The organism is Maridesulfovibrio sp. (genome assembly GCF_963677005.1).
GTDB lineage: Bacteria > Desulfobacterota > Desulfovibrionia > Desulfovibrionales > Desulfovibrionaceae > Maridesulfovibrio.
This window is the reverse complement of sequence record NZ_OY781616.1, coordinates 668,429-693,732: the sequence shown is the minus strand read 5'-3', so window position 1 is coordinate 693,732 and position 25,304 is coordinate 668,429. Positions and strand designations below refer to the sequence as shown.

Genomic DNA, 25,304 nt, shown 5'->3' with positions numbered 1-25,304 from the left:
CTCTGCACATTACAGAAGAAAACAGAGGCCGGAAGCAAATCAGCTTCCGGCTTTTCAAATTTTGGGATATATTGCCTTTCCGGCTTGACATGAGTCGGGCAAGGGAATAATGATCCCTTTTTGCCTTGCCCTTACTTTAAGGAAAGGGCCACAGACCACAAGGAGGATTTATTAATGCTCAGAAAGTATGAAGTGCTTTTGCTTTTGAGCCCTGAACTTGCAAGCGACAGCCGCAAGGAAATCGTTGAAGGACTCATCGCAATCATCGACCGCGAAGGCGGAAAGATGGACGAAATCGACGATTGGGGTTCCCGCCAGTTGGCTTACCCTGTCCAGAACCAGACCCGTGGATACTACGTGCGTCTCGTTATCACCGCACCCGGTCCGCTGGTTGCCGAACTCGAACGCAACATCCGTATCACCGACGGCATTTTCAAGTTCGTTACCGTCAAACTTGACGATAAAGAACAGGAACAGGAGGCTTAATCATGGCATTCAAGAAAAAGTTCACTCCCAAGAGAAAGTTCTGCCGCTTCTGCGCCGACCCGAACCTTCCTCTCGATTATAAACGTCCCGACATTCTCAAGGACTTTGTAACCGAACGCGGCAAAATCATTGCCCGCAGAATTACCGGTACATGCGCCAAGCATCAGCGTCGTCTGACCACTGAAATCAAACGTTCCAGACAGATGGCCCTTATGCTTTACACCACCGTGCACAGCACTGAAGTAAAGAAAAAGAGCATCTAGGGGGACGACATGAAACTGATTTTACGTGCCGATGTAGACGCTCTCGGACGCCTTGGCGAAATTGTATCCGTCAAGCCCGGTTACGGCCGCAACTACCTGATTCCTCAGGGACTGGCCATGCCCGCTTCCGAAGCCAACCTCAAGCAGTTTGAACTTGAGAAGAGAAAGCTTCAGGAAATGGCAGACAACCTCCGTACCCAGGCCGAAGGCCTCAGGGACAGGCTTGCTGAAATTGAAATCAAAATCGAAGTTCGCGTTGGTGAAGGCGATAAACTCTACGGTTCCGTTACCGCAGTAAACATTGCCGAAGCTATCGAAGAACTGGGTTTTGATATCGACCGCAGAAAAATTCTGCTGTCCGATCCTATCCGCTCCCTGGGCGAATACGAAATCGAAATCAAGCTTCACCCCGAAGTACGCGGTGAAGTAAAACTGGTTGTTGCCAAAGTAGGCGCACCGGTAGAAGAAGAGCCTGTCGAAGAAGCTGAAGCCGAAACCGCAGCTGAAGATGTTGCAGCAGATGCAGAAGCAGAGACAGAAGAAGCATAATTCAGGCTCAGATTACAAATCGGGCGGAGCGTCAAACGACGCTTCGTCCGATTTACTGCGCAAAGTCCCTCCCCACAACCTCGAAGCCGAGCAGGCTGTGATCGGCGGGGTTTTCCTTAGTAATACCATTTTCAACGACCTGGTAGACATCGTCAACTCCGATGATTTCTACTCCCCTGCCCATCAGGAAATCTTCCGGGCATTCGAAGCGCTCTACTCCAAGAACTCACCGATAGATCTGGTCACGGTAAACGAATACCTGACTGCCGGAGCCAAAATAGACAGCGTCGGCGGCCCGGTATATCTGGCCGAACTGGCGAACTCGGTGGTAAGCGCTGCAAACGCCCTGCATCACGCAGAAATAGTTTCAGAAAAAGCCATCCAGCGCAGACTTATCGACACTGCGGCCGGAATAATCAACGAAAGCTTTGAAACTCAGGACGTAAAGGAACTGCTTGATCATTCCGAACAGTCCATCTTTGAGATCACTGATGCCAGAAAAAATACCACCATCAAGGGCAGTAAGGAACTCGTAGCTGATGTTTTCAAGGAATTGGAACGCAGGGTCGACAGCAAATCCCTGATCACAGGAATCCAGACCACTTATCACCGTTTTGATGAAATGACTGCCGGGTTGCAGAATTCGGACCTGATCATTATCGCAGGGCGCCCGAGTATGGGTAAAACAGCCTTTGCCCTGAACGTTGCCATGCGTGCAGCCATCCACAGCGGAGTGACCACTGCCGTATTCTCCCTTGAAATGTCCATGGGCCAGTTGATGAGCCGTATGCTTGCCTGCCACGGGAAAGTGGATCTGTCGCGCCTGAGAACCGGCCAGTTGGATGACGAGGACTGGACAAAACTTTACGATGCAGCTAATGATCTCTCACAAGCTCCTCTTTTCATAGACGATACCCCTGCAATTTCTACCATGGAACTCAGGGCCCGCTGCCGCAGGCTCAAATCCCAGCACAACCTGGGGCTGGTTATGATCGATTATCTCCAGCTCATGAGGTCCAGTGCCAGGGTTGACTCGCGTGAACAGGAAATTTCCGATATTTCAAGATCCCTCAAGGCTCTAGCCAAGGAGCTGAATATCCCAGTAATAGCCCTGTCGCAGCTTAACCGCAAAGTTGAGGAGCGTACCGACAAACGGCCCATGATGTCGGACCTGCGTGAATCCGGTGCTATCGAGCAGGACGCGGACATCATCCTCTTTCTCTTTCGCGAGGACTTCTACAACAAGAAAGAGGACAAACCGCTTACGAATACTGCCGAGGTTATCATCGGCAAGCAGCGTAACGGCCCTACCGGAATAGTGCAGCTGCGCTTCTTCGGGAGCTACACGGCCTTTGAAAACCCGAGCCCGGAAACATACCCGTCAGAATATGGTGACGAATAACGGATACATATTCTTGATGTGGCCCACAGCCAACAACTACACGGAGACAGAATATGTACTTTCACGAAGCCGAGACCCTCGAACGCAAGGAACTGGAAAAACTCCAGGTAAAAAGGTTGAAAAAGACTGTCGAGCGGGCGGCCGATTCTCCGTATTACAGTGAAGTTTTCAAAAAGAACAATCTCAGTCCTTCGTCAATCTCCTGTGTAGACGACATCCGCAAATTTCCCTTTACCACCAAGGACGACCTGCGTTCACAGTATCCATACGGACTGCTGACCAAACCGCTGGATGAATTTGTCCGTCTGCACGCATCTTCCGGGACTACCGGCACCCCCACCGCTGTCTTCTATACCCAGAAAGACCTTGATACCTGGGCCGATCTCATGGCCCGGTCAATGTACGCCATTGGCATAAGGCGCAGTGACGTTTTCCAGAACATGTCCGGATACGGTCTTTTTACCGGCGGGCTCGGCATCCACTACGGTGCTGAACGGCTTGGCTGCCTGACCATCCCGGCCGGTGCGGGAAACACAAAACGGCAGATCAAACTCATCCGCGATTTCAATGTCACCGCCCTGCACATCATTCCCTCTTTCGCACTTTATTTTGCAGGCAAGGTCCGCGAGGAAGGCTTTGAACCGGCAGAAATGCCATGGAAAACAGCCCTTATCGGAGCCGAGCCGCACACCGAACATACCCGCAGAAAAATTGAAGAACTGATGCACATCAAGGCCTACAACTCCTATGGGCTCTCGGAAATGAACGGTCCCGGTGTAGCCTTTGAATGTACCGAGCAGAACGGTATGCACGTGTGGGAAGACGCCTTCATAGCGGAAATAGTTAATCCCGAAACAGGAGAACCTGTTGAAGACGGAGAAGTGGGCGAACTGGTCATGACCACCATCACCCGCGAAGGGATGCCCATAATCCGCTACCGCACAAAAGACCTCACCCGCTTTCTGCCGGGTGAATGCAAATGCGGGAGAACTTCCCGCCGCATAGACCGCATCCTCGGCCGCGCTGATGACATGCTTATCATCAAGGGCGTAAACATTTATCCCATGCAGATTGAAAAAATCATCATGGGAGTTCCCGAAGTGGCCCAGAACTATGTTATCGAACTGATCAAGGAAGGATTCATTGATCAGATCAGGGTCAAGGTTGAAGTCAAGGACGAATTCTTTGTAGAAGACATGCGGGCCCTGCAGGGATTGCAGAAAAAACTTTCCTCCCTGCTTCGCGATGAGATACTTGTTACTCCCAGGATTGAGCTTGTACAGCACAACTCCATCCCCAAATCGGAAGGAAAGGCTCAGCGGGTTATAGACCTGAGAGACGTAGAGGATTAACGGATGATTACTGCACTTGCGGTGCTGGTGATACTGCTCATGCTCTGCTCACTGGCCCTGCACATATTCGGACTGCCTGCCAACTGGCTGGTGCTGGCCCTTGCCGCAATCTGGAAACTGTATCAGCCGAGCGCAATGAGCTGGGATTTCATCATGATTCTCGGAGCCATTGCTCTGGTCGGAGAAATAATGGAATTCGCCTCCCAGTATTTCGGCGGAAAGAAGTACGGAGCCAGCGGCCGGGGAAACATCGGAGCTTTCATAGGAGCCATCGGAGGCGCAATTCTGGGCGCACCGTTTTTCTTCGGGCTCGGAGCACTGCCCGGAGCCCTGCTCGGTTCTTTCGGAGGTTGTCTGATTCTCGAACTCAGCCACGGCAGAAGTTTCGAAGAGGCAAAGCTGTCGGCCTGGGGGGCCTTCTGGGGCAAAGCCTTCGGTCTGGCCATAAAGGTCAGTCTCGGAGTATGGATGTTCGCCCTCAGCATCCCCAGAATCTGGCCGGCCTAGAAAAATGAAGAGCCTTCGGCGACATCTCTGCTCTCATGTATCCGTAAGACTCGAAGCCAAAGCTTCTCGCCTAACGGCTACAAGGCCTGCCGGGGGCCTTAAACCCTTTGAAAATGGTTTAAGAATCCTAAACTTTTTTAATTAGGCTTCGCCGCTTTACCGGCTAATCATCATAACTTATAAAAATCAGAACTGCTTTTTTTTCACTTAAGACGACAAAGCCTAAAAGCGAGGCTGTCGGCTTTCTTTGAAAGAATATCCAGACAAGACTATCGAAAACATATTCAGAACAGATAACTGCGCATAAGCGCTGCAACTTAACACAAATATTTTCCGCGGAGGAAGCATGATCCAGGCTAACAAATTCCCTGAATACAGGGGCAAAATGGAGTACCACTGTCTGGGCTGCAATGCCAGATATGACATTAACGAACTGCACTACACCTGTCCGAAATGCGGTTCGGTATTTATCCTTGAAGATCTTACCTTCGGTGAACTGAAAAAGACCAGCGGTAAAGAATGGCGCGAAATATTTGATGCCCGCGCAACCACCAAAAACGACAGCCTGCGCGGCATATTCCGTTTCTATGAACTCTTCGCCCCGGTCATGGAAGAAAATGAAATCATCTATCTGGGCGAAGGCAATACTCCCATTGTCGCATCCAGCAAGGCCATAAACAATGTCACCGGAGTCAAAACTGCCTACAAAAACGATGGTCAGAACCCCAGCGCCTCTTTCAAGGACAGGGGCATGGCCTGCGCATTCAGCTACATAAACGCCCTGCTGAACAAAAACGACTGGGATGAAATTCTGACCGTCTGCGCTTCCACCGGAGATACCTCCGCCGCCGCAGCCCTTTATGCATCCTATATGGACGGCCCGGTCAAATCCGTTGTCATCCTGCCGCAGGGCAAGGTCACTCCGCAGCAGTTGGCGCAGCCTCTGGGCAGCGGCGCAAAGGTTCTCGAAGTTCCCGGAGTATTCGATGACTGCATGAAGGTGGTCGAACATCTGGCGGACAACTATCGGGTCGCCCTGCTCAACTCCAAGAACGCATGGCGTATTCTCGGTCAGGAATCCTACGCTTTTGAGGTTGCCCAGTGGTATGACTGGAACCTGAAGGACAAATGTATTTTCGTACCCATCGGCAATGCCGGAAACATCACCGCCATCATGGCCGGTTTCCTCAAGCTCTATGAACTGGAAATCATCGCGGACCTGCCCCGAGTATTCGGTGTGCAGTCGGCTCATGCAGACCCGGTTTACCGCTACTATTCCGTGGAAGACCCGAAAGAACGCGAGTACAAGCCCGTCAAGGTCCAGCCGTCCGTTGCCCAGGCCGCAATGATCGGAAACCCCGTGTCCTTTCCGCGCGTTAAGCACTTTGCGGAAAAATTCGAAGCCATCGGCGGCAAAAAGGCTTTTCAGGTTGTACAGGTCAGCGAGCAGATGATCATGGATTCCATGCTGCTGGCAAACTCCCACGGCCACATCGCGTGCACTCAGGGCGGAGAATGTTTTGCAGGCCTCATCAGAGCCAAGGAACTCGGCCTGATTTCCGAAAACGAATCCGCTGTTCTTGATTCCACAGCACATCAGCTCAAGTTCGTCGGTTTTCAGGACATGTACTACCGCAACGACTTCCCGAGCGAATACGAAGTCACCCCCGATGCTTCCCGGGCCAACAAACCTGAACTGGTTATCGACAGCCAGAAAAAAGACAGTCTGTCCGAGGCCGACTACATCTCCATGGCCGCTGACAACGTAGTTTCCATGCTGGGGCTGGAGAAGAAGTAGGTGGCAAAAAAGGAACGTGCCGACCAGATGCTTTTCGCCCAAGGGCTTGCGGAAAGCCGCGAGCAGGCCAAACGCATCATCATGGCCGGACAGGCCCATTATCTGAAAGACGGCCAGAAAATCCCGGTAACCAAGCCGGGCATGCAGCTTGATCCAGACCTTGAAATAGTGATCAAGGGCCGCGACCGCTTCGTCAGCCGCGGCGGCTACAAGCTGCTGACGGCTATTGAGGAACTGGGACTGGTCCCCGAAGGTAAGACCGCTCTGGACGCAGGGGCCTCTACCGGAGGATTCACCGACTGCCTGCTCCAGTTCGGAGCTGTAAAGGTCTACGCTGCGGACGTGGGTTACGGCCAGTTGCACTGGAAACTGCAGCAGGATGACCGGGTCGTCAATCTCGAAAGGGTCAACCTGCGCCATGCGGAAGCAGACCTGATCCCGGAACAGGTCGATCTTGTTGTCTGTGACGTTTCCTTTATTTCGCTCACCAAGGTGCTCCCGGCGCTTGTAGGTTTCCTCAAAAGTCCGGGTGAACTTGTCTGCCTGATCAAGCCGCAGTTCGAAGTCGGCCCCGGCCAGACAGACAAAGGTGTTGTTCGGGACGAAAGTTTGCGACAGCACACTATTGATCTTGTTGTTAATTTTGCAACAACAGATCTCGGGCTGCAACTCAAAGGACTTGTTCCCTCAAGCATAAAAGGACCGAAAGGTAATCAGGAATATCTGGCATATTTTATAAGTTAAACAAAGACAATTACCTATCTGAAATACATACAATAAATCCGGACTGATTTATGTCTCAAACATAGATCGGCCCGGATTTTTAATTTGCCACAACAAAATGCTTATACCAGCAGAATTAAAAAAGTATGTCAGCACACACCAACACATTATATATTATGAACACGTAAAATTTTCTTGAGCCACAAACCTACTGCACCATAAAATTGATACGACTAGCATATAAAAATTTACAATAAAAACAGATCAAAACTATTTAAACATCAATCATATTAATAAAAAACATTTTTTTGCAGCAAAACACCTTTGACTCAAAACTATTTTACACAAAAAACCAGAATACAATAGAACACAATAAATTATTATATGATTTTGTCCCATCTAACTTTGCAGCAACATATATGTTACATTTAAAAGCACTTCTGCAAAATAAACATACACACATGTATGGAAATATATATTGTTTTGTAAATTATCTTCATAACATTTTACACATGCGTTAAATCAGCTTTACATGATTTAACATTCAAGCTAGTCAGTAAGCACTATTTCAGTGAGGGGAGACTTTCTGCACCGCATAGAAAGTCGCATGCATTTCAGTTTTTATGAAGGAGTGTTTATGAAGGCTAAATTTATAGTGTGCCTGTGCACGCTACTGATCATGACGGGCTATACAATAGTCCCGGGGGGAAGCAGAAATGCGGAAGCTGCGGCTTTCGCTCTGTTCGAATGGAGTGCCCGCGGCAACGCCATGGGCGGAACAATGATCGCCAGAGCGGACGATCCGTCAGCTATTGCCTGGAACCCGGCAGGTATTACACAGCTGGAAGGCACGCAGACAATGGTTGGTGTATCAGCAATCGCACCGGAAAACACTCTTACAACCACCTACAACGGGGTGCAGACGGATACCGACATCAAAAAGGAAATTTTCTATACTCCGCATGCATTCATTACACAGCAGATTAATGAGAATCTGTGGCTTGGAGTCGGAGCATACACAAGATACGGTCTCGGTACTGCATATGATGAAGATTGGGAAGGAAGATATTCTTCTTACAACACATCGATTGAAACATATTCCCTGAACCCGAACCTCGCATATAAATTCAACGATTTTGTTTCCGTGGCTGCCGGTATGGAATTCATGTACGTCAAAGCCGACCTGCGCAAAAAAATTGACTCCACCCGCCAGAATGATCCCACCACCTCTGCCGGTGACGTGGACCAGACCATCAAGGTAGACGGCGTCACTCCCGGATTCAACGTAGGTATCCGCATCACCCCCACAGACAAATGGGCTCTGGGTTTTTCCTGGCGCAGCAAGATGCGTCACAGGGCAGAAGGTAAAGCCGTCTATGACCGTCCCGATGGAGTTACAACAGCTCTATACAACGATACAGACGTGAGCATGACCATGAAAACCCCGAACATGTTCATGTTCGGTACTTCCTATGACCTCATGGACAACCTCAGTGTAGAATTCGACGCCATCTGGTCCCAGTGGAGTGACTACAGCGACCTTACCTATGAGTTCGACAGCACCAACGCAATCGGTAGAAATACAGTAGTTGTGCAGAAAAACTGGCAGGACGTCTGGAGATTCCAGTTCGGTGTCGAATACAAGCCGATTGAAAGCCTCGCTCTGCAGGCCGGTTACGTTTATGACCAGAGCCCTATCCGCAAAGGGTATGAAGACTATATGCTGCCGACAAATGATCGCCAGATCGTCTCAGGCGGTCTCGGCTGGACCTATGAAAATTTCAGCATTGATGCATCCTACATGTACCTGTGGATGAAAAAACGTACTATAGACGCCAGACCGACATCCGGAGTACTGTACACCACCACTAAGGATTCAATCACCCATATTGTTTCCCTGAGCATGGGTTTCAATTTCTAATAAACTGTCTTTACCATAAAGACCTGCGAAAACAAAAAAGGCTGGAACGTATGTACTTTCAAGTACACTTTGTTCCAGCCTTTCTTATTTCATTATTTCTGATCTCTTCGCGCACTATATGTGCGCTTTATACTGCCTACTGTCCTGAGCCGAGATTCAATTTCATATCGTCAGGGGCCTTCATCTGCACAGAATATTCAATATCGGCCTTGCCTCCGGCGGGAACGTCCACCTGCCATTCAAAATTATTGTCCTCAACCTTGGCAGTGGGGTTGGTGGAAGACTCCAGTTTGATACGCTTGTCGCCGGAAATGGGCGCAGCTTCCTGCACTGTGATTTTAACCGGATTCCTGCGGCTGTTTTCAAGCTGAATAGCGTACTTCCAATTGTATGTCTGTTTTGAGCCGAACAGGCCTTTTTCGCCGGACTGCTTTTCCAGAGTCTTGCGCTCAGCCTTGAGCATGGGATCGGAGCCGAAAAACATCTCTTTTTCTTTTCCGGCAAAGACAAAATGCTGTTTTCCGATCATGGCGCCTTCCATAAAAACAATGGCTTCGCCTTGAGGATAATCCTTGGCTTCTTCAAGAACGGACTTTGCCGAAACAAAGACATCGGGACTGAGCGAAGGGCGGGCCATAAACGAAAATTCGGACTTCCAGGTCTCCGATTCAACAGCAAACTTCCGCGTAGATCCGGCCGGAATTGTTTTCTTGCCAAGTTGCCACAACGAGTATGTAGCCTTTATTTCCCGCACATTCGCTGCCGCTTTGGCCTCAACCATCCTCGGAGCCATTGCCACTGCCATCTGTTCTTCGGCCGCATCAAAGGCAAACCGGGCTTCGGGCTCTTTTCTTGGCGCAATCACCCAGCGGGACAATGAGGGAGGAGAGATGCGTGAACGCTTCTTTACCGTTGCAAGGGCCACTTCGCAATTTTTGAAATCCATGCCACTGCCCTGCCGGATTTCCGCCTCGAATGAAAACCTGACCTCTTTGGGATCAGGAAAAGCATCAATCTTGTACTTGGGAGTCCAACCGCAATTGCCGAGCATATAACCGATCCTGAATTCGGCGCTTTTGACCCCGCCGGCAGCGACAGAAACACGAACCAGCCAGATTTTCCGTCCTGGTCCGCTCATTTCAGCCAGTTTGCGTTCAAGCTCTTTTATCAGTTCTCCGGTCTCCCTGATCTTCACATCAAGACCGGCGGCCTTTTCGTACAAGGAAGTTAGATTCCCGACCACCATACCGGATATTTTTTCCAGTTCGGAAGTCCTGATTTCCTTGCCGGCCCCCTGCTCATTCCAGAATGAAATGCCTCCGTCAACGGCCTTTTTTTCGGCCAGAATAGTGGCCAGCTTGAATTTCAACTGATCGATTTTCCGGCCGGTATCCTGAGCGTCCGGAGAGAGTGAAAGACGGCTTGATGTCCACGAGACATCATTAACGGCAACTCCGTCAGTCCTTGAGGCAACAATAAAGGTATCAGGACTCGCCTGCCCTGTTAAAGTAAACAGAACGTACTCACCGTTCTCATCACTTTTGACCTGAGCTCTGGTCACACAGGAGTACTCAGCCCCGGAAGGATAGAAGACCACTCTCTCAGCAGCAGCAAAAGCTGCATAATTGCCTGCCAGGACAAGCATAACCGTTAATAAAAATATTTTTTTGATCAAAGTATATACCTCATTCAACTAAAGGTTGCGAAACCACGGCCTAACAAAACATTAATAACACACTATGATTACCGGGAATAGAACAGTCTGCCTGAATCCATGACTTTCGATCCAGGAAAACCGGATTCATGATCACGGGTAGCTACAGCGCCAAAACACCGCCACCGACCAGCCAAGCCCGTTCTACGGCCGGCATTCTGTGCCGCCATTCATTTACCGGCACAGGACACACTGCTTTCTCGACAAACAGATCAATTTACGAAATAATTGTCCTGTCCGATATACGCTTATAAAAACATTTCCGGAGAAAATATGTCAACAAACGAAAAACTGTCCCTGCTCGTTTGCGGCGGGGCCGGATATATCGGTTCCCATATGGCCCGAATGATCGCTGAAGCAGGCCATCAGGTAACTGTATTCGACAACCTTTCCACTGGCCACAGCGAAGCCCTCAAGTGGGGCAGATTTATCAAGGGAGACCTGCGGAACCCTGAAGACATCGAACGGGCCTTTGACGGCAGCAGTTACGATGCAGTCTTTCACTTCTCGGCACTGATTGTGGTCAGCGAATCGGTGGAAAAACCTTTCGATTACTATGACAACAACGTGACCGGGACCATGAATCTGCTTCAGGCCATGCGCAGGCACAGTGTAAACAGCTTTGTCTTCTCCTCAACAGCGGCAGTATACGGCGATCCGGTCATGGATATGATATCCGAAGAACATCCTCTGGCCCCGCTCAACCCTTACGGCAGGTCAAAGCTGTTCATAGAACAGATCCTGCAGGATTACGCAACAGCTTACGGATTGAATTCCGTGCGGTTCCGGTACTTCAATGCCGCGGGAGCGCACCCGGACGGAACCATAGGCGAGGCCCACAACCCCGAAACACACCTCATCCCCAACATTCTGCTCAGCAGCATAGATCAGGGCCGCAGGCTGAAAATATTCGGGCAGGACTACCCCACTCCCGATGGGACCTGTGTTCGCGACTATATCCATATTCAGGACCTTTGCAGCGCACATCTTGCCGCTGTCGATTATATGTCCCGCAACAACGGAACGCACTGCTTCAATCTGGGCAACGGTCAAGGCTTCAGCATACTTGAAGTGATAGATGCCGCAAGCGAGGTTATAGGCAGAAAGATTCAATATGACTTCGAACCGGCCAGAGCGGGAGATTCTCCGCGACTGGTGGCGGACAGTTCCAGAGCCTTGAAAGAACTCGGCTGGAAACCGGCCTACGCTGATCTGCGTGAAATAATTGAGACAGCCTACCGCTGGCATAAAAGCCCGGCCTACTGATAACGAGGACTCACGGAGCCCCAACTACACAGACAAACTGACCGGAAACAGCCAATGCCGCTCATCGATGTACTCATAAACGCCTATGGAAAACCGTTTCAGACCGCCCTGTCACTGCTTTCACTCATGAAACACAGCGGGCATCTGATAGACCGTATATGGTTTGTCAACGAACGTTCGGAAGAAACGAAACAGTATGGGCGTCAGTTCATACTGGAACTTATGGACAACATCACGGTCCATGAACCGAAAGACTGGCGCTGGATCAATCATATAGATGAAGCAAGACTGACGGAGGAAGATTATCGTCATTCAATCCGTTACCAGTACGGATGGGAAAAAAGCGATAAGAAGTATGTGCTGATCATTCACAACGATGTGTATTTCAAAGGCGATGCTGCGGGACTGCTTCTCAATGTTATCGGCGATAACATTGCTGCCGGAGAAGTCGGACTGTGCTGCCAGTGCCCGGCTTATCATCACGGGAAATGCTCACCGGAAAAATATCAGGACTTCCGCCCCACACTGAAGGAGTTCATCATGATGGCCGGAGCCCCCAAAGGCTATATTCCGACCGATGTATCAAGCTACATGGTCTGCCCGAGCCTGCGCACCAGACCATGGCCTCTGCCGTCATGCAGGGTGAACGAATGGTGCGCCCTGGTTAATCTGGAAAAAGCGCGCCCTCTGACCGCTCCGCTCGGTCCGGCAAGGCCGTTCGGAGCCCACGTTTTCGAAGGGATTATCCGGGAACCGGAAGAAGGAGAAAAATGGCAGGAATTCAAAACCCATCTGGGCATTGTATATGACACCGGAATGGCCTGGTTCCGCGATGTTCACCATGTCGGCCAGACCTGCGCGCACCGGAATCTGTCGGAAGTTATGGATCACTGGACCGGGCACAAGGCCCTGTTCAACCCGGAACTCTATGCCGCCAACGAAAAACGGGCAATGGAAATCCTGGAACGTGAATTCGGCCTCAATTTTTCCTTTAAAAAGCAACCGGACACATAAAATCGAATCTTATTTCCTTATCACCCCGCCCACGCCATAATCCTGTAACAATAATAACGTATCCGCTACATGAAAGGATCGTGCTTTAAGCAGGCCGATCCGTACAAGGAAACAAACAATTATTGCAACAGGCCGCTTTCTTTCGGCCGCAGGAGTGATTTAATGGATATGCAGCACCCCCTCAAAGTATATGAGGACGAATTATCGGAACTTCAATCCCTTGTTCTTGATCTGGGCAATCTGGCTCTGGACCAGTTGACCGCGGCCATCGCCTCTTTTGAGGAAAATGCCCCGGACAAGGCACAGGCCATAATAGACAGGGATGAAGAGGTGAACAACCTTGAGCATCTGGTCGACCGCACTTCACTTATGATAGTGACCAAGATGGAACCCAAGGCCGGAGACCTTCGTTACATCCTTTCCAGCAGCAAAGTTGCCTCCGATCTGGAACGTATAGCCGACTACGCTAAAAGTATTGCCAAAAGAGGCAAACGGGGATTTGCACAGGAACACACTCCGCACCTTGTCTATGTGCAGCATATGGGCAAGGAACTGACCGCCATGCTCACGAATATCCTTATTGCCTTCAAGGAACAAAGCGTTGAGAAAGCTCTGGATGTCTGGCACAGCGACAGCAATGTCGATGCTCTTTTCAAAGAGGCCGTGCTTGGTTTGAAAGACTGCGTGGAATCGGAAGATCTGGAAGGCAAGGGCTTTATTTCACTCCTTTTTGCTCTGCGCTGTCTGGAACGGGTCGGAGACCACATCACCAACATTGCAGAACATATCTATTTCATAAAATACGCCGAATATTTTTCCGGCAAAAGATAAGCATATCCGGGCCGGTGCCGCCACATGGTTTCCATACAGGGAACTTCTTTGCGCCGCCGGCCCGGAAAAAAATGCGCCGCAGACAAATACTCTTCGCTCCGACCGAATCCAGCCGATTCATTCGGATCAGCTGATCAATATACATTCATTTTCTCTTTTCCGCTTTACACAGCAATTGGATTTGCATAACCTTGCTCGCAGCTAGGGGTGCCTTTACCGGCTGAGATGGCGCAAACGCCTGTCCCTTTGAACCTGATGCGGTTAATCCCGCCGTAGGGAAGCTGAAACAATAGATTTCATACCCGCATCTATTCATTTAGCTCACCCCCTGTGGTGAGCATTTTTTTTATGGAGTTCCAGAATGCTTGTTACTCTCAACGGTAAAGAGACCGAACTCGCCGACGGCATGACCGTTACTGAACTGCTCAAGTCGAAAAAACTCCCACCTGAAACTGTGGTTGTTGAACAGAACATGGAGATCATCCCGACAGACGCTTTCGGCACAACAACAATCAACGACGGGGATCACCTCGAAGTACTGCGCTTTGTAGGCGGAGGTTAAACAGATGAATGAAGATGTACTTGAAATCGGCGGACTGAAATTCAACAGCCGTCTGCTGACCGGAACCGGCAAATATGCCGATGATTCCGTAATCCCGGACGTATGCGATGCTTCCGGATCGCAGATAATCACCGTGGCCCTGCGCCGGGTGGATTTCGAATCAGCGACCGGAAACGTGATGGATTTCATCCCGAAAAACATGCAGCTCCTGCCCAATACTTCCGGCGCACGCACTGCGGACGAAGCAGTACGCATTGCCCGCCTCGCAAAGGCCATGGGCTGCGGGAACTGGATCAAGATCGAAGTTATCTCGGACAACAAATACCTGCTGCCCGACGGATACGAAACGGCAAAAGCCACCGAAATACTCGCCGAAGAAGGCTTCGTGGTACTGCCCTACATCAATGCTGATCTTTATGTCGCACGTTCTCTGGTTGACGCCGGGGCCGCGGCAGTAATGCCCCTTGGCGCCCCCATCGGCACCAACCGAGGCCTCAAGACCCGCGAGATGGTCCGCATCCTGATTGATGAAATCAGCCTGCCGATTATCGTGGATGCCGGCATAGGACGCCCTTCCGAAGCATGCGAAGCCATGGAGATGGGTGCTGACGCATGTCTGGTCAACACCGCCATCGCCACGGCCAGCAATCCCGCTCTCATGGCAAAGGCATTCGGCCGGGCCGTCAAGGCCGGTCGTGAAGCGTATCTCTCCGGCCCCGGAGCAAAACACAGCCACGCCAAGGCATCCTCTCCCCTGACCGGCTTCCTGCACGAAGGATAATGAAATGAGTTTCTACCCTATCTGTGCCGAATACAACGACGCCCCGCTTGCCGAGCAATTCGGCTCTGTAACCGAACATGATGTCAGGCGCGCACTCAACAAGACAACTTTAGGTCCGGAAGACTTTCTTGCCCTGTTAAGCCCCGCAGCCATTCCGCTTCTGGAAGAGATGGCGGAAAAAGCCAGCCGGTTGACCCTGCAGAATTTCGGCAGAACCATTCAGCTGTTCACCCCCATGTATATGGCGAACTTCTGTACGAACAAGTGCGTATACTGCGGCTTCAACACGGTGAACAAGATCCCGCGCAGCCAACTGACCCCGGAGGAACTGGATACCGAGGCCAGAGCCATAGCCGCCACAGGTCTGAAACACCTGCTCATCCTCACCGGTGATGCCAGAGCAAAATCGTCCCCGGAATACATCGAAACGGCTGTTAAGGTTCTGCGCAAACATTTTCCTTCCGTTTCAATCGAAATATACGCCATGACCGAAGAGGAATATGCAAGACTTGTAAAGGTCGGCACGGACGGCATGACCATGTTTCAGGAAACATACAACGAAGAGCTCTACCCGGATCTGCATCCGGCAGGACCTAAACACGATTACAGATTCCGTCTGGATGCTCCGGAAAGGGCCTGCAAGGCCGGAATGCGTGTGGTCAACATCGGAGCCCTGCTCGGCCTGGATCATTGGCGCAACGATGCCCTGAAAACAGGGATCCATGCCGCCTACCTGCAGAACAAATATCCTGAAGTGGATATTGCCGTATCCCTGCCCAGAATCCGCAGCCACGTGGGAGACGCTTTTGTCCCCAGATCAATCGTGAGTGATACTGATCTGGTGCAGAACATGCTGGCCCTGCGCATTTTCCTGCCGAGGTGCGGAATAACAATTTCAACACGCGAGGCCCCGAAATTCCGTGAAAACATCATGCCGCTTGGGGTTACCCGCATGTCCGCAGGAGTTTCCACAGAAGTAGGCGGACACACCAAGAGCGATGAGAAAGTCGGTCAATTCGACATCAGCGATGATCGCAGCGTGGATGAAATGTGCGCAGTGATCAGAAAACACGGTTTCCAGCCGGTCTTCAAGGATTGGGAGCCACTGGAGAAAGCCTCTTGAATCAGGCGGAACTTGGCATGGCCGCATACCTCGGCGAGAAGCGGCTGCGCTATCTGCAGACAATACGCATAGGAATAGCAGGCGCAGGCGGACTTGGTTCCAACTGCGCCATGCATCTGGTGCGCAGCGGATTCAGGCTGTTTACAGTAGCCGATTTCGACCGTGTGGAACCATCCAATCTTAATCGCCAGCAGTTTCGTCTGGCCCAGTTGGGTCAGCCGAAAGTGGCCGCTCTGCATGAAAACATGCGGGCAGTCAATCCGGACATCAGACTTGATGCGCATCTGCTGAAAATTTCATCCTCCAACGTTGATGAAATTTTCGGCGGCTGCGATGTCATAATAGAAGCATTTGACGACGCCGCAGCCAAAAAAACGCTGGTGGAAAGGTTCATGAACTCGGACAAGCTGCTGGTCTGTGCTTCGGGCATGGGCGGAACAGGCAATACGGACAAGATGGTCACCCGCAGGGTCCGCGACAATTTCTACATTGTCGGGGACATGGCAACCGAGTGCAACGCGAAGAACCCGCCCTTTTCTCCAAGGGTGGGAATTGCCGCCGCCAAGCAGGCCGATGTGGTGCTTGATCACTTTCTTCAAAAATACGAATCGCAAGGAGCCTTAACATGAGTTCAAGGAAAATAACCCGCGAAAACATCCTCGATACCGATATCTACTGTCTTACAGCCCTAAAATTCTCCAAGGGCCGTTCCAATATTGAAGTGGTCCGCGAAATGCTGGATAACGGCATCAAGCTGATCCAGTATCGTGAAAAAGAAATAAAATCCGGTCAGAAGTACCGCGAATGCCTTGAAATAAGAAAAATGACCCGTGAAGCTGGTGCCGCATTCATAGTCAATGACGACATTGATCTCGCCATGATGGTGGAAGCGGACGGAGTTCACATAGGGCAGGAAGACTTTCCGGTGCAGGCCGTACGCAGACTAGTCGGTGAAAAAATGGCCATCGGCCTCTCCACCCATACCCCGGAGGAAGCTCTGGGCGCGGTGGAGGCTGGAGCGGATTACATCGGGGTCGGGCCCATATTCCGCACCTTCACCAAGGACGATGTGGTTGATCCTGTAGGCTTCGAGTACCTTGACTGGGTGGTCAAAAACATCAACATCCCCTTTGTCGCCATCGGGGGCATCAAGGAACACAATATCGCCGAAGTCATGGGACGTGGAGCCAGATGCGCAGCACTGGTCACCGAAATTGTCGGTGCCGATGACATCGGCGAAATGATTAAGAAATTGCGGTCTGCAATAAAAGCATAAGCAAAATTAAGCTGGCATTCCAGCAACAGTCAGGTTGATTATGTTCAAGCAGAAAGAATGGCTTTTCAAAGGAGAATCAGGAACTGAGTACCGGTTTGCCATATTCAGTAAAAGCAGCCCCGTTCCCGAATATGCAGGCATATACATCCTTGCCTACACCCACCCTCGCGGACACCGGGCAGGTTTTGAAACGCATCTGCTCACCATCGGGGAAAGCAATAACCTCAATGCGGCTCTGAAAATCCCACCCCACAGGGATTGCCTTAAAGACGCCTGCTGGAACTGCATCTACCTGCTTGAAATAGAAAACCAGGACGACAGAAGAAAAATTCTGCATGACCTGATTAAGAGAAACCAACCTACCTGCCAATAAAAAACCGCCGCATCGTGAACAGGTGCGGCGGTTTTCAATTCTTCGACAGGATTAATCCCTACAGCATATTCCAAGGTGTTTCCGTAATCGGCATAAACTCGTCTTCCTGTGCGCGGATATCAAGATGGACCAACCCGAGAGGCGCCACGCGGGGATCAGGCTCATCCACAAGTTCACGGGTATCGATAGTCACGAAATAGTGTTTGCAGTTATCGCAGATATCCACCCGTTCATTCTTGCTTTCATCTGATTGCAGATACCTGAGCTTGTCGTAATCCTCGCTCTCGCACCATGGGCACATGTTGCGTTTGAACCGCCACTCGTGTCCGCAGCAGGAACAATGCATCCACCGCTGCCCGCCATGAGACTTGAGGTAGGCATTATCTTCGCCGGACCTCTTCAGAAGAGACATGTCCGGAAATGTTCCGCATATCGGGCAGTAGCCCTTGAGCCATTGCATATTGGAAATTTTGTCCGCGGCTTCATGCTCCATCCGGACCATAAAAGGCTTCAGAGAAAAAGAACCGATAAAGGCCAGCAGCTGTCCATCAACCTTCCAGGCATCGGCCAGAGACTCAACAGTATGAGAATCTGCGTCCCAGACAGCCTTTGCGAGCCGGTTGAAATCGTCCGCTTTTTCCACTGCAGACAGAATGGTCTCAATAGATCCGGCAACAGCCGGCATCCCGGCCGAGACCGCTTCGGCCGTCAGCTTGAAAACATCCTTGTAGAGGTCTCCGACTTCGGGACACTCCATGCCATCAAGCAAGGCAACTCCCTGCTCAAACCGGGGAGCATATACTTCCGGAAGAATGAAGCCGCTCCATCCCTCCAGCAATTCATCCGCCTTTTCCTGAGCTACAAGCAACGGGCCGAAGGCATCAAAAATATTTTCAAGAGCGGGTAATCTCTTACGCAGGGCCATAAGCCCGGCCTGTACATCATGTTTTTTCTTTGAAGACTTCGTATCGGTCATGAATATATGCTCCTGAAATAATCAAAATTTCCCTGCCGGGCTGATCCCATCAACCGCAACAGACAGCCGAAAGCAACCCGGTTAATTATCCTGAAACGTAAAACAGCCCCCGGCAGCGATTAAAAACGCTGCCGGGGACCTTGATAATCCTATCCGAATATACGTTTTGCAGGCTTGGCCAATCCGGCCAGGAACTCCTTACGGGTCACGCCGTTGCCGTAATCGGAATTGTCGGCAACAACATACTTGTAATAAAGCTCCGGCTTATCCATGACCAGATAAATGACGTTGACGGAATCTTCGTCGACTATCTGAGCATTGGGATAGCTTTTCTTGACCTTGGCGAGAGTCTCCTCGGCCAGAGCCAGCATTTCCTCACGTTCACCGAAGTTCATTGTTCCGGTGGGACAGGTCTTTACACAGACTGGTACCAGTCCGGCCTGTAACCGGTCGATGCACATATCGCATTTGCTCATCTGACCGGTTCCGTTGTTGCGGCGGGGAATGTTGTAAGGACAGGCGTCTATGACCTCCAGACACTCTTCAGCGCTGAGACGTTTGGTCTGGTCCGTGAATATGACCGCCCCGGTGTTTTCATCCTTTACGATAGCACCGGTAACGTATGTTTCCGCTATTTCCAGACAGGGGGGCTCCTCGCAATGGCGGCACTGGTCGGGGAAGAAATACCACTCGACCTTGCCGTTTATGCGATGCTCGCTGAAGCGGACAAGTTTATAGGTAAAGGGATTGAGATCAGGCGGATTCTGGTGCGAACCGCGCTGCTTGGTTTCTGTCGCGGGAAGATCATGCCATTCCTTGCAGGCAACCTGGCAACCGCGACAAGCCGTACATCTCGAAGTATCGACAAAGAATGCTTTAGGCATTTTTTACTCCTTTCGGACGGACCTTCACAGGTCCGGCTTGATTACGGGTTAATCCAGTTCGGTAAGCTTTCCGGCCTTGCGAACATTTACCAGACATGCCTTGAACTCCGGAATGGTGGTATTGGGATCACCGACTGCAGGCGTCAGCCTGTTGGTGGAGTCACCGGCTCCTCTTGTTGTCCAGCCGAAACAGAAAGGCATACCCACTTCATGGACAATATCGCCTTTTATTTCGAACGGGGTCATGCGCACGGTAACCATGGCAATGGCTTCCACTTTTCCGCGAATGCTTTCAACAATTACCGGATCACCGTTGCTGATTCCCTTCTCCTTGGCCAGCTCAGGACTCATTTCAACGTACAGCTGAGGTTCCGCTTCAAGCAGAGCCGGGGTGTTACGAGTGTCCCCGCCACCGCACCAGTGTTCAGTGAGGCTGTAGGTGGTAAGAACAATGGGGAAACGCTCATCAGCCGGTTTGGCAAGCTTGTCCATATCACTGTGAACGCGTTTGAACACAGGGCTGGAAAGCTGGCTGGAGAACGGATGGCTGGTTATCGGGGTTTCCACCGGTTCGTAATGGTCGGGGAAAGGACCATCCTGGAGACCGGGACCATAAAGCTGTCCGTGACCTTCCTTGCGCATGATAAACGGATAACGGCCCTTGCCGGTGGCGTTCGGCGGCCATCCGCCGTCAGGAACATCACCTACCCACTTGGAGCCGTCCCACTCGATGACCGCCTTCTGCGGAGCCCAGGGCTTGCCGTTGGCGTCAACGGATGCGCGGTTGTAGAGAATACGGCGGTTGACGGGCCAGCACCATGCATAGTTGGGATACAATTTGATCTTGGCCTGCATGGGAGTCTGTTCCCAGCTGCGCCGCTTGGCCTTGTTGCCTTCTTCCTCGGTGTAACTTCCGGTATAAAGCCAGTTCAACGAAGTGGTGGAGCCGTCATCAGCCAGGGCGACAAACGAAGGAACCTGCTGTCCCTTCTTATACTTCCTGCCTTTGACCTCAACGTCCTTGGTAAAACGGCCATTGATACGCTGAGCAACATCTTCCGGGTCATAATAGGCAGGCCAGTCGAGCGAAAGGATAGGTTCGGGGAATTTTCCTTCATCCTTGTTATACAGGCGGCGGACGTGGTTAATGATATCCACGTACATTTCACCCATACTTCTGGATTCACCCATGGGCCGGCAGGCTTCATAATGCCAAAGCAGCCAGCGGCCGCTGTTGGATATGGAACCTGCTTTTTCCGCACGCTGGGCAGACGGCAACAGGAAAACCTCGGTCTTGTTCTGAGCGGGATCGACGCCCGGACGATGCCAGTTTTCCGATGTCTCTGTGTGATGAATTTCGCCCACGACCAACCAGTCGAGGTTATCAAGGGCCTTACGGTTCTTGTTGGAGTTGGGCACACTCTGGGCCGGGTTGGTCCCGAACACAAAACCGCCCTTGATTTCACCCTTGTACATACGGTCAAAGAGGAAGATGTAGGAATAATCCTCACCATCATCTGCCTTGGGCAGCAGACTGTATCCGAAACCGTTTTCAGCCGTTGCATTATCCCCACGCCAGCCTTTGAGCAGTGAGGCCATATACTTGGGTTTATGCTGCCACCAGTTGGCACTCTGCGGATCTTTCGAGACAGGCGTGGTAGCCTTAACGTAATCCGCGTAGGAAGCCATGCTGGCTTTGGGCATGGGCAGGTATCCGGGAAGGATATGCCAGAGTATGCAGTGGTCGGTGGACCCCTGTACGTTGGGCTCACCGCGCAATGCGTTGATGCCGCCCCCGGCCACACCGATATTCCCCAGCAGCAGCTGCAGGATGGCGCTGGAACGGATGTTCTGAACGCCTACGGTATGCTGGGTCCAGCCCAGTGCATACATGATGGTTCCGGACTTGTCCTTTTTACCAGTTGCGGCAAATGTCTTGTATACCTTGACGAGGTTGTCTTTGGACACACCGGTGGTCCTGGAGACATTGGACAGACCGTAGCGGGAATAGTGCTTCTTGAGCAACTGGAATACACAACGGGAATCCTTCAGGGATTCGTCACGTTTCGGCACGCCGTTCTTATCCAGCTCAAAAGCCCATTTGGATTTATCATACTTGCGGGAATTCTTGTCATAGCCGGCAAACAATCCTCTGGAGAATTTGTAATCCTTGCCTACGATGAAAGCCGCGTTGGTGTATTTGGCTACGTATTCCTTGAAATAGAGTTCATTTTCAAGGACATAGTTGATCATACCGCCCATGAAAGCGATATCTGTCCCGGATCTGAGCGGAACGTGAAAATCACATCTCGCGGAAGTTCGGGAGAATTTGGGGTCCACATGCATGACCGTGGCGCCTTTGTCCTTGGCCCGCAGAACCCATTTAAATGAGATAGGATGGTGCTCAGCCGCGTTACTTCCGATAATCAGAATGGAGTCCGCGTTTTCAATATCGCACCAGTGGTTGGTCATCGCACCGCGTCCGAACGACTCTGCCAGAGCCGCAACAGTTGCGCTGTGTCAGATACGTGCCTGGTGATCGAAATGCACCAGGCCGAGGCCGCGCACACCCTGATGGACAAGTGCACACTCCTCGTTATCCATCTGTGATGATCCCAGATGAAAAATTGATTCTACACGGTTGACTTCCTGGCCCTTTGCGTTGAACCGTTTGAAGTCTTCATCACGTGTCTCTTTTACCCTGTGGGCGATGCGATCAAGCACCCAATCCCAGCTTTTTTCTTCCCATTTATTGCTGTATGGCGCGCGATAAAGGGGCTTGTCTATACGATGATGGCTGTTGTGCATGGACAACATCGCCGCACCCTTGGCACAAAGAGCTCCTTCACTTACCGGATAATCAGGGTCACCTTCGGTGCTGACAATCTTTCCATCCTTGACATGGGCGATGAAGTGGCAGCTGACCGCACAGAACGGACAGATGGAAATCACTTCCTTCGCGCCCTTGATCTTCAACCCGGCGGCATAAGCCTTGGCAGGTGAAAGATCCAGTCCCAGCTGGCTCATTCCGAAACTCGCGACTCCTATACCCGCAAGCTTCATGAACCCTCGCCGTGATATGTTCATGGGAACCTCCTCAGTTTAAGTCAGGACCAAACCCCAATCGTTCATATTCCTGACAATTGTTCCGATGATCACACTAAAAACCATAGTAAAAATAAAGTCAATAATTCCAATATGTTAATATTAACACATAACTTGATAAACGACTGCAAAGAAACACTGCAATACTCCGAATAGGACATGAAAGATGCTGATTCAGGGGTACAACTCAATCTTCCCCGAAACTCTTTGACTGCCAGGGGAAAATTTCATCCGCCCGTGCCCTGGCATCCTGCTCAACTTTATTAAACCACTCCATATACTTGTCCCGGACAAGCCGCCCTGCCTCGGTAAGCCGATACCCACGGCGTCTGCTTCCGGCCCGCTCTATCAACTGAAACCCCAGAACCTGTTCAGTCTGCTTGATTTTACCCCAGGCGGCCCGGTAGGACATACCAAGATCCTCAGCTGCCTTTTTCAATGAGCCGCATGACTCGATACGTTCCAGCAGCAACAGTCTTCCGTACCCGAAAAAAACACCTTCGGACCCTTCCAGCCAAAGATGGAGCCTAATTGTCGGGCAGTGTGATTCCATTTCAGCAAGGGCCGCCGTTGAGCCACGTTCCGGAGGGTCGAGATTCTTGTGCATGTCTGCCTCCTATTTCCCGAACGGGCACTTGGGAAAAGTACAGGTTTTACATTCCATGCAGTAACCGCCGTCAGCAAGTGCCGCCAGATCCCTGCGGGTAATATCCACCCCGGCAAGAACACGGGGCAGCACAAGGTCGAGACTGGTGGTTTTGAAAAACAGTGCGCAGGCCGGGACACCGATTATACGGGCATTACCTATCCGCGCCAGCAGAAGCATTGCGCCGGGGAGTACCGGAGCACCGTAAAGGAGGTCGGTAGCTCCGGCATCCACCAGGCCGTGGCGGGTTACGTCATCAGGATCTACAGACATCCCTGCGGTTGTGATGAGCAGGTCACAACCTTCTTTCATGAGGAAAGTCGCAGCTTCCTTTATCTGTTCACGACTGTCAGGCCTTATTACGGAATAAGCCACCTCACTCCCCAAGGACTGCACTTTGGCCGTGATGACGGACTCGAATTTATCATCGATAAGACCGTTGAAAACTTCATCTCCGGTGATGAGAATACCGACCTTCTTTTTTTGCAGCGGGACAATTCTGAACAACGGATCGCCGTCAAGCGACGAAACCGCACGTGAAAAATTTTCGCGGGAAATAAAGAGCGGGACAGCCCTTGTTCCGGCGATTCTGGCCCCCTTGCGGACCAAAGAACCGCTCTTGCGGGCCGCGACCATTACATCCGGGACCAGATTGAACCGAGTCATCATTTCAAGATCCGTGAGCAGCAGGCCGTCGTGAGCGGCGCACAGGGTACTCTTTCCTTCCTTCGGCGGACCGGCGGGCAAAACGCCCTCCCCGGCCATGATCCTGCCGAAAGTCTCTGCGGCCTCGTTTTCATGGACCCACTCCCCTTCGGGAATATCACCGGCATCAACGTAAATATGATTCTTGCCTATGAGTTGAAGTCTGCAGATATCACCGGCCGAAAAATTATGATCCTTGCGGAACTCCGGCCCCTTGCTTTCTCCGGGAACTATACGGGTCATGTCATGCACGGCGGCCCGGCCCTCCGCTTCGCTGATCGGCACAACCCTGAGCCCTTCAGGAACAGGGGCATGAGCGGAACTTATACCGGATTCACGGGAAGAGTACGGGCTCTCCCCCTGACAGCTGCGGCAGATTGCGCCGAAAGCCCCCGGATAAGCGTCACCGCAAATGGGGCATGTAGTAATGCCGCCCTTGCTGCGTTTGACTAACCCTTCCGGCTTTACGTGCACGGACTCGATTGAACAGACCGATGCGCCGGCTTTCCTTATCTCGGCGTGAAGCTTTGCAGAATCCTGCTCATGCTTGGGTTTCTTCTTGAAAAACCAGGACTCCATTTCCGGCCAGTCTGCAAGCTTGCGGGGATCAATCCTGATCCGCACACCTTCTCCGGTATATTTGTCATAAAGGCAGAGAGCGTACACACCCAGATTCTTCACTTTGAGCCAGCCGTTGCCGATGCTGCAAAGGGTCAGCATCTGAACCGCATCCGGCAGGCACCAGGCCGTTTCGGAAATGGCGTCAAACAAAGTGCCTTCTGGAAGATGACGCCGCGCTTCATCAAGCATATATCCGCCAAGAATCAACCCCGGAGCAGGACTGCCGTGAAAACTTCTGGCCGCCTCAATGAACTCATCATAGGTATATGGACCGATGAAATCACTATTGACCGCCGAAACATTTTCCTGACTCAAAGCAGATTCAAGATTCATATTCTCTCCGTTTACTTAAAAACTTTATTATGTATTGTCTGACATGATTAAAGAAAGCCCAACGACAGTTCAATCAAATGCAGATTGCTTATA

General features: G+C 51.3%; 24 protein-coding genes and 1 riboswitch. Of the genes, 18 read left to right on the top strand and 6 right to left on the bottom strand.

Annotated elements, in window-relative coordinates; translation table 11 throughout:
- Positions 1–174: 174 nt before the first annotated feature.
- From rpsF to ACKU4E_RS03105, 9 genes are all read left to right on the top strand, one after another.
- A complete protein-coding gene (gene rpsF / locus ACKU4E_RS03145) occupies positions 175–486 on the top strand; it encodes a 30S ribosomal protein S6 (RefSeq protein ID WP_320169634.1) in 312 nt (103 codons plus the stop codon).
- 2 nt (positions 487–488) lie between these two features.
- Complete coding sequence (gene rpsR, locus ACKU4E_RS03140; protein WP_320169633.1) at positions 489–749, top strand: 30S ribosomal protein S18; 261 nt, start codon at positions 489–491, stop codon at positions 747–749.
- Positions 750–758: 9 nt separating this feature from the next.
- Entirely contained in the window at positions 759–1,298 is a 540-nt protein-coding gene (gene rplI, locus ACKU4E_RS03135) for a 50S ribosomal protein L9 (RefSeq protein ID WP_320169632.1), read from the top strand.
- On the top strand, positions 1,270–2,700 hold the full coding sequence (dnaB, locus tag ACKU4E_RS03130; protein ID WP_320169631.1) for a replicative DNA helicase: 1,431 nt from the start codon (positions 1,270–1,272) through the stop codon (positions 2,698–2,700). Before rplI ends, dnaB begins: the two co-directional genes overlap by 29 nt.
- A 53-nt stretch (positions 2,701–2,753) precedes the next feature.
- Positions 2,754–4,052 (top strand): phenylacetate--CoA ligase, encoded by a 1,299-nt coding sequence (locus ACKU4E_RS03125; protein ID WP_320169630.1) that lies wholly within the window; start codon positions 2,754–2,756, stop codon positions 4,050–4,052.
- A 3-nt stretch (positions 4,053–4,055) separates the two neighbouring features.
- Positions 4,056–4,559, top strand: a complete 504-nt coding sequence (locus ACKU4E_RS03120) for a DUF456 domain-containing protein (RefSeq protein WP_320169629.1) — start codon at positions 4,056–4,058, stop codon at positions 4,557–4,559.
- A gap of 346 nt (positions 4,560–4,905) precedes the next feature.
- Entirely contained in the window at positions 4,906–6,357 is a 1,452-nt protein-coding gene (gene thrC / locus ACKU4E_RS03115) for a threonine synthase (RefSeq protein WP_320169628.1), read from the top strand.
- On the top strand, positions 6,358–7,101 hold the full coding sequence (locus ACKU4E_RS03110; protein ID WP_320169627.1) for a TlyA family RNA methyltransferase: 744 nt from the start codon (positions 6,358–6,360) through the stop codon (positions 7,099–7,101).
- 616 nt (positions 7,102–7,717) lie between these two features.
- Positions 7,718–9,001, top strand: coding sequence for an OmpP1/FadL family transporter (locus ACKU4E_RS03105; protein WP_320169626.1), 1,284 nt, complete (start codon positions 7,718–7,720; stop codon positions 8,999–9,001).
- Positions 9,002–9,137: 136 nt separating this feature from the next.
- Here the strand turns inward: ACKU4E_RS03105 and ACKU4E_RS03100 are convergent, their stop codons facing one another.
- Positions 9,138–10,676 carry a DUF4139 domain-containing protein gene (locus tag ACKU4E_RS03100; protein WP_320169625.1) on the bottom strand — a complete coding sequence of 513 codons (1,539 nt, stop codon included), beginning with the start codon at positions 10,674–10,676 and terminating at the stop codon, positions 9,138–9,140.
- A gap of 312 nt (positions 10,677–10,988) precedes the next feature.
- On the opposite strand from ACKU4E_RS03100, the gene galE reads away from it, so the two are divergent.
- The 9 genes from galE to ACKU4E_RS03055 all read left to right on the top strand — a co-directional run bounded on the left by galE (position 10,989) and on the right by ACKU4E_RS03055 (position 17,941).
- Positions 10,989–11,981 carry a UDP-glucose 4-epimerase GalE gene (gene galE / locus ACKU4E_RS03095; RefSeq protein WP_320169624.1) on the top strand — a complete coding sequence of 331 codons (993 nt, stop codon included), beginning with the start codon at positions 10,989–10,991 and terminating at the stop codon, positions 11,979–11,981.
- A 54-nt stretch (positions 11,982–12,035) separates the two neighbouring features.
- Positions 12,036–12,995 (top strand): hypothetical protein, encoded by a 960-nt coding sequence (locus tag ACKU4E_RS03090; RefSeq protein ID WP_320169623.1) that lies wholly within the window; start codon positions 12,036–12,038, stop codon positions 12,993–12,995.
- A gap of 162 nt (positions 12,996–13,157) precedes the next feature.
- Positions 13,158–13,826 carry a phosphate signaling complex protein PhoU gene (phoU, locus tag ACKU4E_RS03085; RefSeq protein WP_320169622.1) on the top strand — a complete coding sequence of 223 codons (669 nt, stop codon included), beginning with the start codon at positions 13,158–13,160 and terminating at the stop codon, positions 13,824–13,826.
- 193 nt (positions 13,827–14,019) lie between these two features.
- Positions 14,020–14,122: riboswitch (TPP riboswitch) on the top strand.
- A gap of 65 nt (positions 14,123–14,187) precedes the next feature.
- Positions 14,188–14,388 carry a sulfur carrier protein ThiS gene (gene thiS / locus ACKU4E_RS03080; RefSeq protein ID WP_320169621.1) on the top strand — a complete coding sequence of 67 codons (201 nt, stop codon included), beginning with the start codon at positions 14,188–14,190 and terminating at the stop codon, positions 14,386–14,388.
- 4 nt (positions 14,389–14,392) lie between these two features.
- On the top strand, positions 14,393–15,169 hold the full coding sequence (locus ACKU4E_RS03075; protein ID WP_320169620.1) for a thiazole synthase: 777 nt from the start codon (positions 14,393–14,395) through the stop codon (positions 15,167–15,169).
- Positions 15,170–15,173: 4 nt separating this feature from the next.
- The gene (gene thiH, locus ACKU4E_RS03070; RefSeq protein ID WP_320169619.1) at positions 15,174–16,292 is read left to right on the top strand and encodes a 2-iminoacetate synthase ThiH; all 1,119 of its coding nucleotides are present in this window, start codon (positions 15,174–15,176) and stop codon (positions 16,290–16,292) included.
- Positions 16,289–16,921, top strand: a complete 633-nt coding sequence (gene thiF / locus ACKU4E_RS03065) for a sulfur carrier protein ThiS adenylyltransferase ThiF (protein WP_320169618.1) — start codon at positions 16,289–16,291, stop codon at positions 16,919–16,921. Before thiH ends, thiF begins: the two co-directional genes overlap by 4 nt.
- A complete protein-coding gene (gene thiE / locus ACKU4E_RS03060) occupies positions 16,918–17,568 on the top strand; it encodes a thiamine phosphate synthase (RefSeq protein WP_320169617.1) in 651 nt (216 codons plus the stop codon). Before thiF ends, thiE begins: the two co-directional genes overlap by 4 nt.
- A 40-nt stretch (positions 17,569–17,608) precedes the next feature.
- The gene (locus ACKU4E_RS03055; protein WP_320169616.1) at positions 17,609–17,941 is read left to right on the top strand and encodes a hypothetical protein; all 333 of its coding nucleotides are present in this window, start codon (positions 17,609–17,611) and stop codon (positions 17,939–17,941) included.
- A 58-nt stretch (positions 17,942–17,999) separates the two neighbouring features.
- On the opposite strand, the gene ACKU4E_RS03050 is transcribed toward ACKU4E_RS03055, so the two are convergent.
- The 5 genes from ACKU4E_RS03050 to ACKU4E_RS03030 all read right to left on the bottom strand — a co-directional run bounded on the left by ACKU4E_RS03050 (position 18,000) and on the right by ACKU4E_RS03030 (position 25,211).
- Positions 18,000–18,917, bottom strand: coding sequence for a formate dehydrogenase accessory protein FdhE (locus tag ACKU4E_RS03050; RefSeq protein WP_320169615.1), 918 nt, complete (start codon positions 18,915–18,917; stop codon positions 18,000–18,002).
- Between the two features lie 149 nt (positions 18,918–19,066).
- Positions 19,067–19,801, bottom strand: coding sequence for a 4Fe-4S dicluster domain-containing protein (locus ACKU4E_RS03045; RefSeq protein WP_320169614.1), 735 nt, complete (start codon positions 19,799–19,801; stop codon positions 19,067–19,069).
- 48 nt (positions 19,802–19,849) lie between these two features.
- Complete coding sequence (gene fdnG, locus ACKU4E_RS03040; RefSeq protein WP_320169613.1) at positions 19,850–22,888, bottom strand: formate dehydrogenase-N subunit alpha; 3,039 nt, start codon at positions 22,886–22,888, stop codon at positions 19,850–19,852.
- 205 nt (positions 22,889–23,093) lie between these two features.
- Entirely contained in the window at positions 23,094–23,513 is a 420-nt protein-coding gene (locus ACKU4E_RS03035; protein ID WP_320169612.1) for a LysR family transcriptional regulator, read from the bottom strand.
- 9 nt (positions 23,514–23,522) lie between these two features.
- Positions 23,523–25,211 carry an FmdE family protein gene (locus ACKU4E_RS03030; RefSeq protein WP_320169611.1) on the bottom strand — a complete coding sequence of 563 codons (1,689 nt, stop codon included), beginning with the start codon at positions 25,209–25,211 and terminating at the stop codon, positions 23,523–23,525.
- Positions 25,212–25,304 lie beyond the last annotated feature (93 nt).